The following is a 16,667-nucleotide window of genomic DNA, read 5'->3' as shown; positions in this document are numbered from 1 at the left end:
CCGAGAGGATCGCCGTGGCTGTGCACAGACTCCCGTCCCCGTCGCGTGCGCTGCTGCTGCTCGTCGTCACCTCGCTCGTATCGGTGCTGTACGTCGCGCCGTCGCAGGCCACCGGCCGCGGCCCGGCCGGGACGAGCACGACGCCCGCCGGACCCGCGGCGCCGGCGGACCGCGTCCGCCCGGACCTCTTCGGCATCCACGTCACGATCGATCCGGCGGCCGCGACCGCGTGGCCCCCCTTCGACGTGGGGGCCGTCCGGGTCACGCACTCGTGGCGGTCCGTCGAGCGCACGCCCGGTGTCTACGACTGGGCCGCCCTCGACGCCAAGGTGGCCACGGTCCGGGCGCACGGCGCGCAGCCGATGGTCATCCTCGGGGGGACGCCGAGCTTCCACGCCGCGGCCGGGTTCGCCCCCGCCCCCGCCTCGCCGCCGCGGCTGGCGGCGTACCAGGCCTTCGTCCGTGCCGCGATCACGCGCTACGGCGACCGTGCCGACTACCAGGTGTGGAACGAGGGCAACATCCCGCTCTTCTTCACCGGGTCGCCGGCGTACCTGGCCGCCATGACCAGGATCGTGGGCCGGGCCGCCCACGACCTGGCCCCCACGGCCACCGTGGTCGCCCCGTCGTTCGTCGTGCGCGGGTCCGCCTGGCTGCGGGCGTGGTACCGCGAGTACTGGTCGCAGGAGGTCGGGAGGTACCCGGTCGGCCGCTTCGTCGACGCCGCCAGCATCAGCGCCTACCCCATGGAGACCGAGGACCCGGAGGACGCCCTCGCCCTCACGCAGTGGGCCCGGCACGTCCTGGACAAGCTGGACTTCGAGGGGCCCCTGTGGGCATCCGAGGTCAACTACGGCGCCAGTGGGGGAGCGCCGACCACCGCCCCCATCACGATGGAGCGCCAGGTCGCCTTCGTCGTGCGCACCTTCGTGCTCCATGCGACGTCGGGGGCCGACCGCGTCTACTGGTTCCGCTGGGAGCCGCACATCACCCTCAACACGTCCCTCAGCGACGGGACCGGGGCCCCGACCCCCGCCGGTACCGCCTACGGCACCGTCGAGGACTGGCTGCTCGGGACCCGGCCGACGGGGTGCACGGTGTCGAAGGGCGTCAGCGCCTGCGGGTTCCGCGTCGACCGGCGGACCCGGCGCCACGTCTACTGGACGCGCTCCGGCCGCACCCGGGTCGTGCGGGCCCCCACCGGGTCCCGAACCATGACCGACCCGGCCGGCACCACGAGCCGCGTACGCCGCGGCGACAAGGTCCGCGTCGGCCTGACCCCGGTCATGGTCGAGACCCGCGCGCGCCGGGGTCCCGTGTCCCGCTGACCCGTCGAGCGGCCGGACGCGGGACGCGTCGCCGACGTTCTCGCACCACGTCAGGCGTGCTCGCCTAGGGTTGTGGCCGGACCACCCCTCGCGGCGGACGTCGCGTTCCGGGCCGTGGTCGCCGCTTCCGTCTCGAGAGGATCCCCGTGGCCCAGCCCGGACACCGCAGTCTCCGTCGTGCCCTGCTGCTGCTCGTCTCCACGGCGCTGAGCGCCGCGCTGGCCTCCGCGCTGTGCGTGGCACCGTCGCAGGCCGCGGACCGGATCCCACGTGAGTTCTTCGGCATGGACGTCGCCATCACCTCGCAGGGCGAGACCTCGTGGCCCGCCCTCGACGTGGGTGCCGTCCGGGTCGCGCTGTCGTGGCGATCGGTCGAGCAGTCGATCGGCGCCTACACCTGGAACGACCTCGACGCGAAGGTCGCCACGGCCGAGTCGCACGACGCGCAGCCGCTCCTGGTCCTGGAGGGGACCCCGGGCTTCCACGCCACCGGCAAGGCTCCCCACTACGGCTCGGCACCGCGGCTCAAGGCCTACCGCAGCTTCGTCCGTGCGCTGGTCGCCCGCTACGGGGACCGTGCCGACTACCAGGTGTGGAACGAGGGCAACGTCCCGATCTTCTTCGACGGGACCCCCGCCAACCTGGCGGCCATGAGCAGGGTCCTGGGCCGGGCGACACGCGACCTCGCCCCCTCGGCCCAGGTGCTGGCGCCGTCGTTCGTCATCCGTGGCTCCGGCACCCTGCGGGAGGTCTACCGCGCCTACTGGTCGCAGAAGATCGGGAGGTTCTCGGTCGGGCGCTTCGTCGACGCCGCCGCCATCAGCGCCTACCCCATGGAGCCGGAGGACCCGGAGGACGCCCTCGTCCTCACCCAGTGGGCCCAGCGCGTGCTGGACAAGAAGGGGTTCCAGGGCCCCTTGTGGGCCTCGGAGATCAACTACGGCGCCAGCGGCCTCCAGCCCACCATCGCGCCGATCCCGATGAGGCGTCAGGTCGCCTACGTGGTGCGCACCTACGCGCTGCACGCGAGCGCGGGCGCCGACCGGGTCTACTGGTGGCGCTGGCTGCCCCACATCACCGTCAACACGACCCTCAACAACGGCAAGGGCGGCCTGACCCGGGCCGGCAAGGCCTACCGGTCGGTCGAGGACTGGCTCGTGGGCACCCGGCCGACGGGGTGCAAGGTCGCCAAGGGCGTGCGCACCTGCGGGTTCCGCCTGGACAAGCAGACCACGCGCTACGTCTCCTGGACCCGCTCGGGCCAGACCCGCGTGGTCGTCGCCCCCGCCGGGTCCCGGACGAAGACCAAGCCCTCGGGAGCCACGTCGCGCGTACGCCGCGGCGACAGGGTCAGGGTCGGCCTCACCCCGGTCATGATCGAGACGCGGTCGCGCCGGGACTCGCGGTCCCGCTGACCCACCCGTACGGGTCCGGGGCAGAACCCGCGCCGGGGCACCGGCCGGGCGTCGCTGGCAGACTGCGACCCATGGACAACCTCACCGTGATCGTCCTCGCCGCCGGCGGGGGCACCCGCATGAAGTCCAAGACGATGAAGGTGCTGCACCCCATCGGCGGACGCAGCATGATCGGGCACGTGCTCCGGGCCGTGCAGGCCGTCGAGCCGGAGCGCATCGTGGCCGTGGTCGGCCACCAGCGAGAGCAGGTCGGGCCGCACATCCACGAGCTGGTGCCCGACGCGGTCCTCGCTGTCCAGGAGACCCAGGACGGCACGGGCCACGCCGTGCGCATCGCGATGGAGGCGCTGGGGGAGAGCGGCGCCACCGCGGGCACGGTCATCGTCGCGGCGGGGGACACCCCGCTGCTGCGCGGCGAGAGCCTGCAGGCCTTCGCCCACGAGCACGAGGCCGCCCAGAGAGCGGTGAGCATCCTGTCCGGCGTGGTGCCCGACCCATTCGGCTACGGCCGGATCGTGCGCAACGACGAGGGCGACGTCGAGGCCATCGTGGAGGAGAAGGACGCGACCGCCGAGCAGCGCGAGATCGCCGAGATCAGCTCCGGGATCCTGGCCTTCGACGCGGAGTTCCTCGCGGACGCGCTCGGCCGGATCACCAACGACAACCACAAGGGCGAGTACTACCTCACCGACACCGTCCAGCTCGCCCGCGACGCCGGCCTGACCGTCGGCGCGCACCGGATCGAGGACGTCCGGCAGACCGAGGGGGCCAACGACCGCGCCCAGCTCGCCGAGCTCGGCCGCGAGCTCAACCGGCGCATCGTGACGCAGTGGATGCGTGACGGCGTCACCGTCATGGACCCGGCGACCACGTGGATCGACGCCGACGTCCGGCTCGCCCAGGACGTCACGCTGCTGCCCGGCACCCAGCTGCTCGGTGCCACGGTCGTCGCCGAGGACGCGGTCGTCGGACCGGACACGACGCTGAAGGACTGCGAGGTCGGCGCGGGCGCACGCGTCGTACGCACGCACGGCGAGCTAGCGGTCGTCGGCGACCGGGCCACCGTGGGCCCCTTCGCCTACCTGCGACCCGGCACGCAGCTCGGCACCGAGGGCAAGGTCGGGACGTTCGTCGAGACCAAGAACGCCCGGATCGGCGACGGCGCCAAGGTGCCGCACCTGTCCTACGTCGGCGACGCCGAGATCGGCGAGGGCACCAACATCGGCGCCGGCACGATCTTCGCCAACTACGACGGCGTCGCCAAGCACCGCACCGTCGTCGGCAGGCAGGCCCGGACGGGCTCCAACAACACCTTCATCGCCCCGGTCACCATCGGCGACGGGGCGGGCACGGCGGGCGGCACCGTCGTACGCCGCGACGTCCCGCCGGGCGCCCTCGCGGTCAGCAGCGGCCCGCAGCGCAACCTCGAGGGGTGGGCCCAGTCCCGGCGTCCCGGGACCGCGCAGGCGCAGGCCGCGGCGCAGGCGAACGAGGGATCCGTCACAGGTGAACGGCAGGTGGACCCCGGGGTTGGGCCGGACGGCCTCGGTGAGTCACAATCCTGAGGTCGACGCCCCACCCCCGATCGAGGAGTCGCAGCCGGTGACCGGACTGAAGAAGACGACCGAGAAGAACCTGATGGTCTTCAGCGGTCGGGCCCACCCGACGCTGGCCGCCGAGGTGGCGGACACGCTCGACACGGCGCTGGTGCCGCAGTCGGCGTACGCGTTCGCCAACGGCGAGCTCTACGTCCGCTACGAGGAGTCCGTCCGCGGGTGCGACGCCTTCGTGATCCAGAGCCACACGGCTCCGATCAACGAGTGGATCATGGAGCACCTGATCATGGTCGACGCCCTCAAGCGGGCCTCGGCCAAGCGGATCACCGTGGTGATGCCGTTCTACGGCTACGGCCGCCAGGACAAGAAGCACCGCGGCCGCGAGCCCATCTCCGCGCGGCTGGTCGCCGACCTCTTCAAGACCGCCGGCGCCGACCGCCTCATCACCGTCGACCTCCACGCCGACCAGATCCAGGGCTTCTTCGACGGCCCCGTCGACCACCTGATGGCGCTGCCGATCCTCACCGACTACGTCCGCGACAAGTACGGCGACCAGCCGCTCGCCGTCGTCTCGCCCGACGCCGGCCGGATCAAGGTCGCCGAGCGCTGGTCGGCCCGGCTCGGCGGCGTGCCCCTGGCCTTCATCCACAAGACCCGGCGCACCGACGTGGCCAACGAGGTCGTCGCCAACCGGGTCGTCGGTGACGTCAAGGGCAAGATCTGCGTCCTGACCGACGACATGATCGACACCGCCGGCACGATCGTGAAGGCCGCCGAGGCGTGCATCGAGGAGGGGGCCGCGGGCGTCATCATCGCCGCCACCCACGCGATCCTCTCCGACCCCGCCGTGGACCGCCTCAAGAACTGCTCGGCCGCCGAGATCGTGGTCACCAACACGCTCCCGGTCGCCGCCGACAAGCAGTTCGACAAGCTGACCACGCTCTCGATCGCGCCGCTCATCTCGCGGGCGATCAAGGAGGTCTTCGAGGACGGCTCGGTCACCTCCATGTTCGACGGTCACGCGTAGGAGCCCTGCGAGGAACGAGCAGGGGTCCTACGTGCGGGAGATTGAGCAGCCCCGCGACTGAGCCTGCGAAGTCACGACGGGCGTGTCGAAATCCGCGTATCAGGCACGCCCATGACGACGCTGATCGACGGCGCTTATCGACGACGGCGCCGAAATCCGCGTCAGGGTGGCTTGACGCGCGTAGCCTCCCGCGGGTGCCCCTGACCGAGAGACCCGCCGTCGAGGCGCGCGACCTGCGCCGCACGTTCCGCACCAAGCAAGGCGTCCTGCGCCCCACGCGCAAGACCGTCGAGGCGGTCAAGGGCGTCAGCTTCGAGATCGCGCCGGGCGAGCTGTTCGGCCTGCTCGGGCCCAACGGTGCCGGCAAGACCACCACGATCAAGATGCTCATCACGCTGCTCATCCCCACCTCGGGCAGCGCGTCGGTGCTCGGCCACGACGTCGTCGCCGACGTCCGGGAGGTACGCCGTCGCATCGGCTACGTCTTCGGCGGCGACCGCGGCCTCTACGAGCGCCTGTCCGGGCTGGACAACCTGCGCTACTTCTCCGAGCTGTACGGCGTCCCGCCCCGCGAGCAGAAGGCCCGGATCGGCTCGCTGCTCGAGCTCGTCGGCCTGACCGGGCGCGAGGGCGAGCGGGTCGAGGGCTACTCCCGCGGCATGCGCCAGCGCCTGCACATCGCGCGCGGCCTGCTGCACGACCCGGACGTGTTCTTCCTCGACGAGCCCTCCATCGGCATCGACCCGGTCGGCGCCCGCGAGCTCCGCGCGACCATCGCCGGGCTGCGCGAGCAGGGCAAGACGGTGCTGCTCACCACCCACTACATGTTCGAGGCCGACGAGCTGTGCGACCGGATCGCGGTCATCCGCTCCGGCGAGATCGTGGCCGAGGGCACGCCGGGCGAGCTCAAGGGCCTGGTGAGCGCCGGACGCGTCCTCGAGGTCGAGACGTACGGCGTCGCCGACGGCGTCGTCGAGACGTCCCGGACACTGGGGGGCGTGCGCTCCGTGGTGGTCGAGGACCGGGGTCAGGTCCAGGTGCTGGTCGTCTCCTGCGAGCCCGGCGCCGAGGTCACCCAGGCGGTGCTCGGCCAGCTGGGGGACACCCGGGTCGGTCGGGTCAGTCACCGCGACCCGACCCTCGAGGACGCCTACGTCGAGCTGGTGACGAGGTGAATCGGCTCCGGCAACAGGTCGTCTGCTTCTGGCTGCAGCTCAAGATCCTGCTGTTCTCGCCGTTCGAGGGCTTCCTGGCCGTCGTCTTCCCGCTGATGTTCGCCACCGCGGCGCTGCTGGTCTACCAGGTCAACGGCGACCCGGCCGCGATGCTGTACGCCGGCATCGGCGCCGCCGCCATGGGCATCTGGACGTCCCAGACGGTGAGCGCGACGACGCTGGTGCAGCGCGAGCGCCGGGCCGGGACCCTGGAGCTGGTCGTCGCCGCGCCGACGCCGTTCTCCCTGGTGCTGCTGCCGATCACCTTCGCGATGGCCACCATCGGCCTCTACAGCGTCGTCGCCACGATCCTGTGGGACCGGTGGCTCTTCGACATCGCGCTGCACGTCGCCAACTGGCCGCTGTTCGTGCTGAGCATCCTGATGGCCACGGTCACCATCGCGCTCTTCGGCTTCCTGCTCTCGGTCACCGCGGTCCGGTACCGGACATCGTGGGCGCTCGGGGCCGCGCTGGAGTACCCCGGTTGGCTGCTGTGCGGCTTCGTCGTCCCCCTCGACCTGCTGCCCGCGGTCCTGCGACCCCTCTCGTGGGCCCTCGCCCCGACCTGGGCGGTCGAGGGGATGCGGGCCGCCGCTGCGGGGGAGAGCCCGTGGTCCGACCTGGCCATCTGTGGCGCGGTCGGCCTCGTCTACGCGGCGCTGGCCGCTTGGCTCGGCGTACGCCTCATCACCGCGGCCCGCCGCGACGCGACCCTGGCCCTGACGTGAGGTGGCGATCGTGACCAGCGCCCGGATCTTCTTCATCGGCGGGCTGATGAGCTACCGCGCGCTCTTCGGCTGGATGAACCCGTGGATCTTCGTCCCCTCGCTGCTCGTCTCGCCGGTCTGCCAGATCCTGCTGTTCGCCTACATCGGGCGCAGCGCCGGCGTCGGCACCGACGAGTTCTACGTCATCGGCAACGCGCTCAACTACGCCGCCATCCCGTGCATGTTCGCGATGACCTTCACCATCGGCGGCGAGCGGTTCGGACAGACGCTGGGGCTGGTGCTGGCCACGCCCGCCCGGCGGATCCCGCTCTTCCTGGGCCGCTCCATGCCCGTCATCGCCAACGGGTGGTTCGTCGCGATGTTCGGCGTCGTGGTCGGGTCGCTGCTCCTCGACGTGGACATCCCCGCCAGCGCGTGGCCGCTGATGGCGCTGGTCGTCGCCGTCGGCTCGCTGGCCTCCACCGGCCTCGGCCTCGTGATGGGCGCGATCAACCTCGTCTACCGCGACGGCGCGACGATGGGCAACGTCCTCTTCCTGGTGCTGCTGATCTTCACGGGCACCAACGTCGCCCTGGACGACCTGCCCGACTGGATGGCCGCCGTCGGGCGGTGCCTGCCGCTGACCCACGCCATCGAGGCGACCCGCATGCTGGCCGACGGCGCGACGTGGGGAGCGGTCCGGGGGCTGGTCGGCACCGAGCTGGTGATCGGGCTGGTCTACCTCGCCGTGGGGCTCGGGGCGATCCGGCTCTTCGAGCGGCTGAGCAGGACGGGCGCGACGCTCGACCGCATCTGAGGGGGCGCCGACCGGCACCGGTGATGGCGATTCGACCTGCGGACCACGTCGGCCGTAAGCTTGGGAAGTTGCCTCGGCGAGGGAGCTCGACTCCGTGATCGACAGGGCAGCGTGGTGATCATCGCCGCGCGCCGACTGTCGGTTGCGCGGCGTTCGTGCTTCTCCGGGGCCCCCCATTCCACGTACTGAGGAGAGAAGCATGGCTGCCGAGAAGATCACCGCCGAGACCCGCACCGAGTTCGGCAAGGGTGCGGCCCGCCGCATCCGCCGCGACGACAAGATCCCCGCCGTCATCTACGGCCACGGCAACGACCCCGTCCACGTGACCCTGCCGGGCCACCAGACGATGATGGCGCTCAAGCACGGCGGCTCCAACGCGCTGCTCGAGCTCGAGGTCGAGGGCAGCGAGCAGCTCGCCCTGGCCAAGGAGGTCCAGGTCGACCCGATCCGCCGCGTCATCGAGCACATCGACTTCGTCGCCGTCCGCCGTGGCGAGAAGGTCACCGTCGACGTCCCGATCCACGTGGTCGGCGACGCCGCTCCTGACACCCTGGTCGTCACCGAGAACGCGGTGATCTCCGTCGAGGCCGAGGCCACTCACATCCCCGAGTTCTTCGAGGTCTCCGTCGAGGGCGCCCCGATCGGCACCCAGATCCACGCGAGCGACATCACCCTCCCCTCGGGCACCACGCTGCTCGCCGACGAGGAGCTGCTCATCGTCAACGTGACCCAGCAGATCTCCGCCGAGGCCCTCGAGGCCGAGCTCGCCGAGGCCGAGGCCGAGGTCGGCATCGAGCACGACGCGTCCGACGAGGAGATCGCCGAGGCCCAGACCGAGGCCGCGGCCGAGGACGACGCCCGCGAGTCCGGCGACGCCCCGGCGGGCGACTCCGCCGAGTGACCTCGTTGCTCCACAGGCTGCGCCGCACCGGGCTCCCCGGTGCGGCGTTCGCCATTTCTGGGGCGCTAGCGGGGCGCTGGCGCTCGGGCTGGCTGCCGGGTTGGCGCTCGGGACGGCGGAGGCCGGGCGGATCCCGCGTACGGCGACCGGAGCCCGGCTGGGAGGATGCGCACATGAGCGACGACGTCTGGCTGGTGGTCGGCCTCGGGAACCCGGGACCGACGTACGCCGGTCACCGCCACAACGTGGGCTACCTCGTCACCGACGAGCTCGCCGACCGGATGGGCTCGTCGTTCCGCGCCCACAAGAGCGGGCGGGCCGACGTGGTCGAGGGCCGACTGGCCCCGCCCGGCACCCCGGGTCCCCGCGTCGTGCTCGCGCGGCCGCGCTGCTACATGAACGAGACCGGCGGACCCGTCAAGGCGCTGGCGACGTTCTACAAGGTTCCCGCCGAGCGGGTCGTCGCGATCCACGACGAGCTGGACATCGCCTTCGGCACGCTGCGCACCAAGCTCGGCGGCGGGGACAACGGGCACAACGGGTTGCGCTCGATGCGCTCGAGCCTCGGCACCGGCGACTTCTACCGGGTGCGCTGCGGGATCGGGCGACCGCCCGGACGGCAGGACGTCGCCGACTTCGTGCTCTCCAACTACTCGGCCGCCGAGCGCAAGGACCTGCCCTTCCAGGTGATGGACGCCGCCGACGCCGTCGAGTCCCTGGTGACCGACGGCCTCGAGAAGACGCAGCAGCGCTTCAACTCCTGAGCGCTCCGCCGCGTCCTCATCGTGCCGACGCGGTGCCCCTCGACGGGCCAGGGCCCTCCCACCCGCCCCGGAATTCCGTGGCCGGATGTCATCAACCTTGGGCAGGCAGTGGACCGGGGTGCCGACGCAGACTGAGTGCGCTGCGGGCGACACCGATCCTGGTGTGGGTCTTGGCGCGAGGTGCGGAGCACCTCACTCCACCGGATGCCGAGGCATCCTCAAGGTCAGGGAGCTCGAGATGAAGTGGTCGGCACGCGTGGTTGCAGGTCTGGGGGTGGCTGTCCTGCTCTCACCCATGGCTCCCGCCCAGGCGGGGGTCCAGCACGACCGGGTGGTGTCGACCACGCCGGCCGACTGGACCCCGATCGTGGAGGACGGCGAGGCGGTCTACGGGACCGCCACGGTGGGTTCCACGACGGTGGTCGGAGGGAGCTTCACGTCGGTCCATGCCCGCGGCGGACCCTCGCTGCCGCGCACCAACATCTTCGCGTTCAACTCCAGCGGTGCGGTGAGCACGACGTTCGTGCCGACCATCACCAACCGCGTGTGGGACGTGATCCCGGCCGGTGACGGCGTGAGCGTGTTCGTGGGTGGTCAGTTCACCAGCGTGAGCGGTGTGGCGCGGACCAACCGGATCGCGCGGATCAACATCAACACCGGTCAGGTGATGACGACCTTCCGCTCGCCGGGCTTCGACGGCAAGGTGATGGACCTGCACCTGGCCAACGGCCGTCTCTACGCCGGCGGCTACTTCACCACCGTGGGCGGCGTGCCGCGCGCGGGCCTGGTGGCGCTGAACCCGACCACCGGGGCCGACACCGGCCAGGTGGACATCACGTTCGCCGACGTGTTCCGCGAGACCACCACCGCCTCGATCCCCTCGGGCTACAGCGGGGTCGGCGTGGAGCGGTTCGCGATGACCCCCGACGGGTCGCGGTTGATCGCGATCGGCAACTTCCGCACGGTGGGCGGCCAGAGCCGTGACCAGGTGGCGATGATCGACACCAGCGGGGCGACCGCCACGGTGACCGACTGGTCCACGACGCGCTTCTCGATGGCCTGCCACCCGAACTTCCCGACGTACACGCTGGGGATCGACACCTCGCCCGACGGGAAGTACTTCGTGATCGGCACCGGGGGTGCCTTCAACGGCGGCGCGACCTCCGGGACGCTGTGCGACTCGGTCTCGCGCTGGGAGGTGGCCAGCGGGCCCAACCAGCAGCCGACCTGGGTCGACTACATGGGCGGCGACTCGACCACGGCCGTGGGCATCACCGGGGCTGCGGTGTACGTCGGCGGTCACTTCCGCTGGGCCAACAACCCGTACGCGGCCGACACGGTCGGTCCCGGCACGGTCAAGCGGGCGGGGATGGCGGCGTTCGATCCGCGCAACGGCCTGCCGTTGAGCTTCAACGCGGGCAAGCTGCCGTTGCGCTGGGGTGTGAGTCGGTTCGAGTCGACCTCGCAGGGCCTGTGGGTCGCGCACGACGGTGACACCCTGGGCGGTCAACCGGCCGGACGCATCGGGCTGATGCCCGTGAGCGGCGGCAAGGTGCTGCCGGCCGACAACACCGGCGCGCTGCCGGGCAACGCCTACATCGTGGGCCGGCGCAACGTGCCGAGCGGTCCGAGCCCGGTGGTCTACCGCGTCAACGCGGGCGGCCCGACCATCGCGGCCTCCGACGGGTACGCAGACTGGGCCGGCGACGAGGCGTACGACTCGCCGTACCGCACCAGCGGCAGCAACGCGGCCGGCTGGAGCCAGGCGTTCACCCGGACCGCGGCGGTGCCGGCGGAGACCCCCACGGAGATCTTCAGCTCCGAGCGGTGGGACCCCGACGGCAGCCCGGACCTGCAGTGGAACTTCCCGGTCGACGCCGGTGTCCCGCTGAAGGTACGGCTCTACTTCGCCAACGGCTACTCGGGCACCGGCTCGGTGGGCCAGCGGATCTTCGACGTGAGCCTGGAGGGGCAGACGGTGCTCGACGACTACGACATCGTCGCCGACACCCTCGAGTCCTCCCGCGGGACGATGAAGGAGTTCACCGTCACCAGTGACGGCAACGTCGACATCGACCTCTCCCACGTGAGGGAGAACCCGCTCATCAACGGCATCGAGATCATCCGCACCGACGTGGCACCGCCGGCCGACAACAGCACCGACGACGTGTTCCGCAACCCGCTGACCGAGACCGCGGCGAGCACCTCGACGCAGATCGNNCCTCACGGCGTTCTCCTCCGAGCTCGCCGGGATCCGGGGCATGTGGTTCGACAAGGTGACGGGCCGGATGTACTTCACGATCCGTGGCCAGAACCAGCTCTACTACCGCTACTTCACCCCGGAGAGCCTGACCGTGGGAGCGGTGCGGTTCACCGCCCCCAACACCGGGGCGGGGATCGACTGGAGCACGGTGGCCGGCGGATTCCTGGCCAACGGCAAGCTCTACTACAGCAGCACCGACGGTGCGTTGAGGTCCGTGCAGTGGCAGGACGGTGCCGTCCCCGGCACCACCACGCAGGTCAGCGGCCCCGGCGTCGACGCACTCACGTGGGGTACCGGCTCGCTGTTCCTGCAGGCTCCCTAGGGGCCGGCACCACCGAGCCACAGCAGGTGCGCCACCCCGAGGGTGGCGCACCTGCTGCGTGCGCGCCTGCACGAGGGCGAGCCCGATACCGGGAGCGGATATCCCCCACCTTGGGCAGGCAGTGGCCCGTGGTGTCGACGCAGACTGAGTGCGCCGCGGGCGCCGGATCGGGTGCGTGGCCGGGGAGATGGGGCGGTCGCACGCCCCTGGGATCGGACGCAGCTGCGTCCCACTAGGTCAGGGAGCTCGTCATGAAGTGGTCGTCAAGAGTGGTTGCAGGGTTGGGGGTGGCTGTCCTGCTCTCACCCATGGCTCCCGCCCAGGCGGGGGTCCAGCACGACCGGGTGGTGTCGACCGTCCCGGCGAACTGGACCCCGATCGTGGAGGACGGCGGTGGAGTCTTCGGGACCGCCACCGTCGGGAGCACCACGGTCATCGGTGGGAGCTTCACCCGGGTCCGGGCTCGCAACGGCACCGTCTACACCCGCAACAACATCGCGGCCTTCAACTCCAGCGGTGCGGTGAGCACGACGTTCGTCCCCGGCATCAACACTCGGGTGTGGGACGTGATCCCGGCCGGTGACGGCGTCAGCGTGTTCGTGGGCGGTCAGTTCACCAGCGTGGCCGGCGCGCCGCAGACCAACCGGATCGCGCGGATCAACGTCAACACCGGTCAGGTGATGACGACGTTCCGCTCGCCGGGCTTCGACGGCAAGGTGATGGACCTGCACCTGGCCAACGGCCGGTTGTACGCCGGCGGCTACTTCACCACCGTGGGCGGCGTGCCGCGTGCGGGCCTGGTCGCGCTGAACCCGACGACCGGGGCCGACACCGGCCAGGTCAACATCACGTTCGCCGACGTGTTCCGCGAGACCACCACCGCCTCGATCCCGTCGGGCTACAGCGGGGTGGGTGTGGAGCGGTTCGCGATGACGCCGGACGGGTCGCGGTTGATCGCGATCGGCAACTTCCGCACCGTGGGCGGCCAGAGCCGGGTGCAGGTCGCGATGATCGACACCAGCGGGGCGACCGCCACGGTGACCGACTGGTCCACGACGCGCTTCTCCGGCAGCTGCAGCCAGAACTTCCCGACGTACACGCTCGGGATCGACACCTCGCCCGACGGCCAGTACTTCGTGATCGGCACCGGGGGCGCCTTCAACGGCGGTGCCATCTCGGGCACCCTGTGCGACTCGGTGTCGCGCTGGGAGGTCGCCCGCAGCGGTCCCGGCCAGCAGCCGACCTGGGTCGACTACATGGGCGGCGACACCACGACCGCGGTCGGCGTCACCGGCGCAGCGGTGTACGTCGGCGGTCACTTCCGCTGGGCCAACAACCCGTACGCGGCCGACACGGTCGGTCCCGGCACGGTCAAGCGCTCCGGCATGGCCGCCCTGGACGTCCGCAACGGCCTGCCGCTGAGCTTCAACGCGGGCAAGCTGCCGTTGCGCTGGGGTGTGATGCGGTTCGACTCGACCCCGCAGGGGCTGTGGGTCGCGCACGACGGTGACACCCTGGGTGGTCAGGCGGCCGGGCGGATCGGGCTGATGCCCGTGAGCGGTGGCAAGCTCCTGCCGCCCGACAACACCGGCTCCCTGCCGGGCAACGCCTACATCGTGGGCCGGCGCAACGTGCCCACCGGGCCGAGCCCGGTGGTCTACCGCGTCAACGCGGGCGGCCCGACGATCCCGTCGTTCGACGGCTACGCCGACTGGGTGGGCGACCAGTCCAGCACGTCGCCGTACCGCACCAGCGGCAGCAACGCCTCGAGCTGGACCCAGGCGTTCACCCGGACCGCAGCGGTGCCGACCGAGACCCCCACGGAGATCTTCAGCTCCGAGCGCTGGGACCCCAACGGCGACCCGGAGATGCAGTGGAACTTCCCGGTCGACGCCGGTGTCCCGCTCAAGGTGCGGCTCTACTTCGCCAACGGGTGCACCTGCACCCAGAGTGTCGGTGCGCGGAAGTTCGACGTGAGCCTCGAGGGCCAGACGGTGCTCGACGACTACGACATCGTCGCCGACACCGGCGCCAGCTCGCGGGGCACGATGAAGGAGTTCCCCGTCACCAGTGACGGCAACGTCGACATCGACCTGTCCCACGTGAKGGAGAACCCGCTCATCAACGGCATCGAGATCATCCGCACCGACGTGGCACCGCCGGCCGACAACAGCACCGACGACGTGTTCCGCAACCCGCTGACCGATCATCCGCACCGACGTGGCACCGCCGGCCGACAACAGCACCGACGACGTGTTCCGCAACCCGCTGACCGAGACCGCGGCGAGCACCTCGACGCAGATCGCCAACGGCGGSGTCGACTGGAGCAGCGCACGGGGCACGTTCATGGCCGACGGGCGCCTCTACACCGGCTGGGCCGACGGGACCTTCACGTGGCGTCCGTTCAACGGCACCACGTTCGGCACCGCGCGTGACATCGACCTCCACGACCTCACGGCGTTCTCCTCCGAGCTCGCCGGGATCCGGGGCATGTGGTTCGACAAGGTGACGGGCCGGATGTACTTCACGATCCGTGGCCAGAACCAGCTCTACTAAGTCTGAGGTGGCCGTCGCTTCCCCCGGTGTCTGCGACGTGGCACCGCCGGCCGACAACAGCACCGACGACGTGTTCCGCAACCCGCTGACCGAGACCGCGGCGAGCACCTCGACGCAGATCGCCAACGGCGGCGTCGACTGGAGCAGCGCACGGGGCACCTTCATGGTCGACGGGCGCCTCTACACCGGGTGGGCCGACGGGACCTTCACGTGGCGTCCGTTCAACGGCACCACGTTCGGCACCGCACGCGCCATCAACCTCAACGGGCTCACGGCGTTCTCCTCCGAGCTCGCCGGGATCCGGGGCATGTGGTTCGACAAGGTGACGGGCCGGATGTACTTCACGATCCGTGGCCAGAACCAGCTCNCTCACGGCGTTCTCCTCCGAGCTCGCCGGGATCCGGGGCATGTGGTTCGACAAGGTGACGGGCCGGATGTACTTCACGATCCGTGGCCAGAACCAGCTCTACTACCGCTACTTCACCCCGGAGAGCAACGTCGTGGGAGCGGTGCGGTTCACCGCCCCCAACACCGGGTCGGGCATCGACTGGAGCACGGTGGCCGGCGGGTTCCTGGCCAACGGCAAGCTCTACTACAGCAGCACCGACGGTGCGTTGAGGTCCGTGCAGTGGCAGGACGGTGCCGTGCCCGGCACCACCACGCAGGTCAGCGGACCCGGCATCGACAGCCTGACCTGGGGCAGCGGCTCGCTGTTCCTCCAGGCGTCCTAGCAGCAACTCCGTCCGTGGTGCGGCGCCGCCGAGCGATCGGCGACGCCGCACCGCGGCGGTCGACCCGTCCGTGCACCCAGGCACCACCTCGAAGGACTGTCATGACCCAGACCGCCCAGCCCGTTCGCGGCGTGGAGATGCCCCGCACCGTCCAGCTGCTCCGGCGCACGACGCCCCGGACCGCCCAGCTGGCGGTGCGGTCGGCGGCCCGCAGGTACGGCGCGCAGACCTCCTCGCGCCGGCCGTTGCCCGACTACCTCATCATCGGGGCCAAGAAGGGAGGGACGTCCTCCCTGACCAACTGGTTGATCCAGCACCCGGACAACCTGCGGATGTTCCCGTCGTTCCAGCCGCTGAAGAGCGCCCACTTCTTCGACATCAGCTTCCACGAGGGAGTCGACTGGTACCGCGGGCACTTCCCGACCGAGCGCGCCCGCCGGCAGCACCCGGGCGCGGTCGTGGGGGAGGCGAGCCCCTACTACATGTTCCACCCGGCAGCCTCCGCCCGGGCGCGCTCGGTGGTGCCCGACGCCAAGGTCATCGCCGTGCTGCGCAACCCGGTGAGTCGCGCCTACTCCAACTACTGGGACCGGGTCTCGGCCGGCACCGAGACGCTGCCGACCTTCGAGGCGGCGATCGAGGCCGAGGAGTCGAGGCTCGCCGACGTCGACCACGACCGGTTGCGCGACGACCCGTCCTACTACTCCCTCGAGCACGACCAGTTCACCTACCTGGCCCGGGGCCGCTACCTCGAGCACCTCAGCACGTGGCTCGACACCTGGCCCGCCGAGCAGCTGCTCGTGCTGCGGGCCGAGGACATGTACGCCGACCCCGGTGCCGTGTTCGCCGAGGTGCAGACGTTCCTGGGCATCAGGCAGTGCCCGGACATCGACCTCAAGACCTACAACGAGCGCTCCAAGCCGCCGATCGACCCGCGGACCAAGGAGCGGCTCGCGGAGTACTACCGCCCGTACAACGAGGCCCTCTCCGAGCGCCTCGGGCGCGACATGCGCTGGGGCTGACATGGACTCAGGGCCGGGGGGCTGCTGCGTCGGACGATCGATCA

Annotated in this window: 12 protein-coding genes and 2 pseudogenes; all 14 read left to right on the top strand. The window is 71.0% G+C overall.

Annotation, left to right across the window (positions count from 1 at the left end):
- The first annotated feature begins 14 nt into the window (after positions 1-14).
- The 14 genes and pseudogenes from ASG94_RS05600 (at position 15) to ASG94_RS21615 (ending at position 16,623) form a co-directional block, all read left to right on the top strand.
- Positions 15-1,328 (top strand): hypothetical protein, encoded by a 1,314-nt coding sequence (locus ASG94_RS05600; RefSeq protein WP_156411433.1) that lies wholly within the window; start codon positions 15-17, stop codon positions 1,326-1,328.
- 146 nt (positions 1,329-1,474) lie between these two features.
- The gene (locus ASG94_RS05595; RefSeq protein WP_056925358.1) at positions 1,475-2,743 is read left to right on the top strand and encodes a hypothetical protein; all 1,269 of its coding nucleotides are present in this window, start codon (positions 1,475-1,477) and stop codon (positions 2,741-2,743) included.
- A 71-nt stretch (positions 2,744-2,814) separates the two neighbouring features.
- Complete coding sequence (gene glmU, locus ASG94_RS05590; RefSeq protein ID WP_056925357.1) at positions 2,815-4,308, top strand: bifunctional UDP-N-acetylglucosamine diphosphorylase/glucosamine-1-phosphate N-acetyltransferase GlmU; 1,494 nt, start codon at positions 2,815-2,817, stop codon at positions 4,306-4,308.
- A gap of 37 nt (positions 4,309-4,345) precedes the next feature.
- Complete coding sequence (locus ASG94_RS05585; RefSeq protein WP_056925356.1) at positions 4,346-5,326, top strand: ribose-phosphate diphosphokinase; 981 nt, start codon at positions 4,346-4,348, stop codon at positions 5,324-5,326.
- A gap of 194 nt (positions 5,327-5,520) precedes the next feature.
- Positions 5,521-6,501, top strand: coding sequence for an ABC transporter ATP-binding protein (locus tag ASG94_RS05580; RefSeq protein ID WP_235537137.1), 981 nt, complete (start codon positions 5,521-5,523; stop codon positions 6,499-6,501).
- Positions 6,498-7,268: an ABC transporter permease gene (locus ASG94_RS05575; RefSeq protein ID WP_056925355.1), complete on the top strand. Its 771-nt coding sequence runs from the start codon at positions 6,498-6,500 to the stop codon at positions 7,266-7,268. The genes ASG94_RS05580 and ASG94_RS05575 overlap by 4 nt, the downstream gene beginning before the upstream one ends.
- A 10-nt stretch (positions 7,269-7,278) precedes the next feature.
- Positions 7,279-8,064, top strand: coding sequence for an ABC transporter permease (locus tag ASG94_RS05570; RefSeq protein WP_156411432.1), 786 nt, complete (start codon positions 7,279-7,281; stop codon positions 8,062-8,064).
- Between the two features lie 199 nt (positions 8,065-8,263).
- Positions 8,264-8,965 (top strand): 50S ribosomal protein L25/general stress protein Ctc, encoded by a 702-nt coding sequence (locus ASG94_RS05565; protein WP_056925353.1) that lies wholly within the window; start codon positions 8,264-8,266, stop codon positions 8,963-8,965.
- A 173-nt stretch (positions 8,966-9,138) separates the two neighbouring features.
- Positions 9,139-9,729, top strand: coding sequence for an aminoacyl-tRNA hydrolase (pth, locus tag ASG94_RS05560; protein ID WP_056925352.1), 591 nt, complete (start codon positions 9,139-9,141; stop codon positions 9,727-9,729).
- 85 nt (positions 9,730-9,814) lie between these two features.
- Positions 9,815-11,948, top strand: a pseudogene (locus tag ASG94_RS22635) (malectin domain-containing carbohydrate-binding protein); the annotation flags it as partial.
- 653 nt (positions 11,949-12,601) lie between these two features.
- Positions 12,602-14,749: a malectin domain-containing carbohydrate-binding protein gene (locus tag ASG94_RS05550; protein WP_156411431.1), complete on the top strand. Its 2,148-nt coding sequence runs from the start codon at positions 12,602-12,604 to the stop codon at positions 14,747-14,749.
- Positions 14,661-14,870 (top strand): hypothetical protein, encoded by a 210-nt coding sequence (locus tag ASG94_RS05545; RefSeq protein WP_056925349.1) that lies wholly within the window; start codon positions 14,661-14,663, stop codon positions 14,868-14,870. The genes ASG94_RS05550 and ASG94_RS05545 overlap by 89 nt, the downstream gene beginning before the upstream one ends.
- 368 nt (positions 14,871-15,238) lie before the next feature.
- A pseudogene (locus ASG94_RS21620) lies at positions 15,239-15,601 on the top strand (PKD domain-containing protein); the annotation flags it as partial.
- 101 nt (positions 15,602-15,702) lie between these two features.
- A complete protein-coding gene (locus tag ASG94_RS21615) occupies positions 15,703-16,623 on the top strand; it encodes a sulfotransferase domain-containing protein (protein ID WP_056925347.1) in 921 nt (306 codons plus the stop codon).
- The last annotated feature ends 44 nt before the right edge of the window (positions 16,624-16,667 follow it).

Origin of the sequence: Nocardioides sp. Soil805, assembly GCF_001429625.1 — a bacterium.
In the GTDB taxonomy this organism is placed as follows: domain Bacteria; phylum Actinomycetota; class Actinomycetes; order Propionibacteriales; family Nocardioidaceae; genus Nocardioides.
This window is presented reverse-complemented; position numbering and strand designations above follow the sequence as displayed.

Excerpts from the sequence above, each read along its gene's own strand:
- glmU (WP_056925357.1), top strand. The coding sequence starts at position 2,815 with ATGGACAACCTCACCGTGATCGTCCTCGCCGCCGGCGGGGGCACCCGC.
- ASG94_RS05565 (WP_056925353.1), top strand. The coding sequence starts at position 8,264 with ATGGCTGCCGAGAAGATCACCGCCGAGACCCGCACCGAGTTCGGCAAG.
- pth (WP_056925352.1), top strand. The coding sequence starts at position 9,139 with ATGAGCGACGACGTCTGGCTGGTGGTCGGCCTCGGGAACCCGGGACCG.
- ASG94_RS05545 (WP_056925349.1), top strand. The coding sequence starts at position 14,661 with ATGGCCGACGGGCGCCTCTACACCGGCTGGGCCGACGGGACCTTCACG.
- ASG94_RS21615 (WP_056925347.1), top strand. The coding sequence starts at position 15,703 with ATGACCCAGACCGCCCAGCCCGTTCGCGGCGTGGAGATGCCCCGCACC.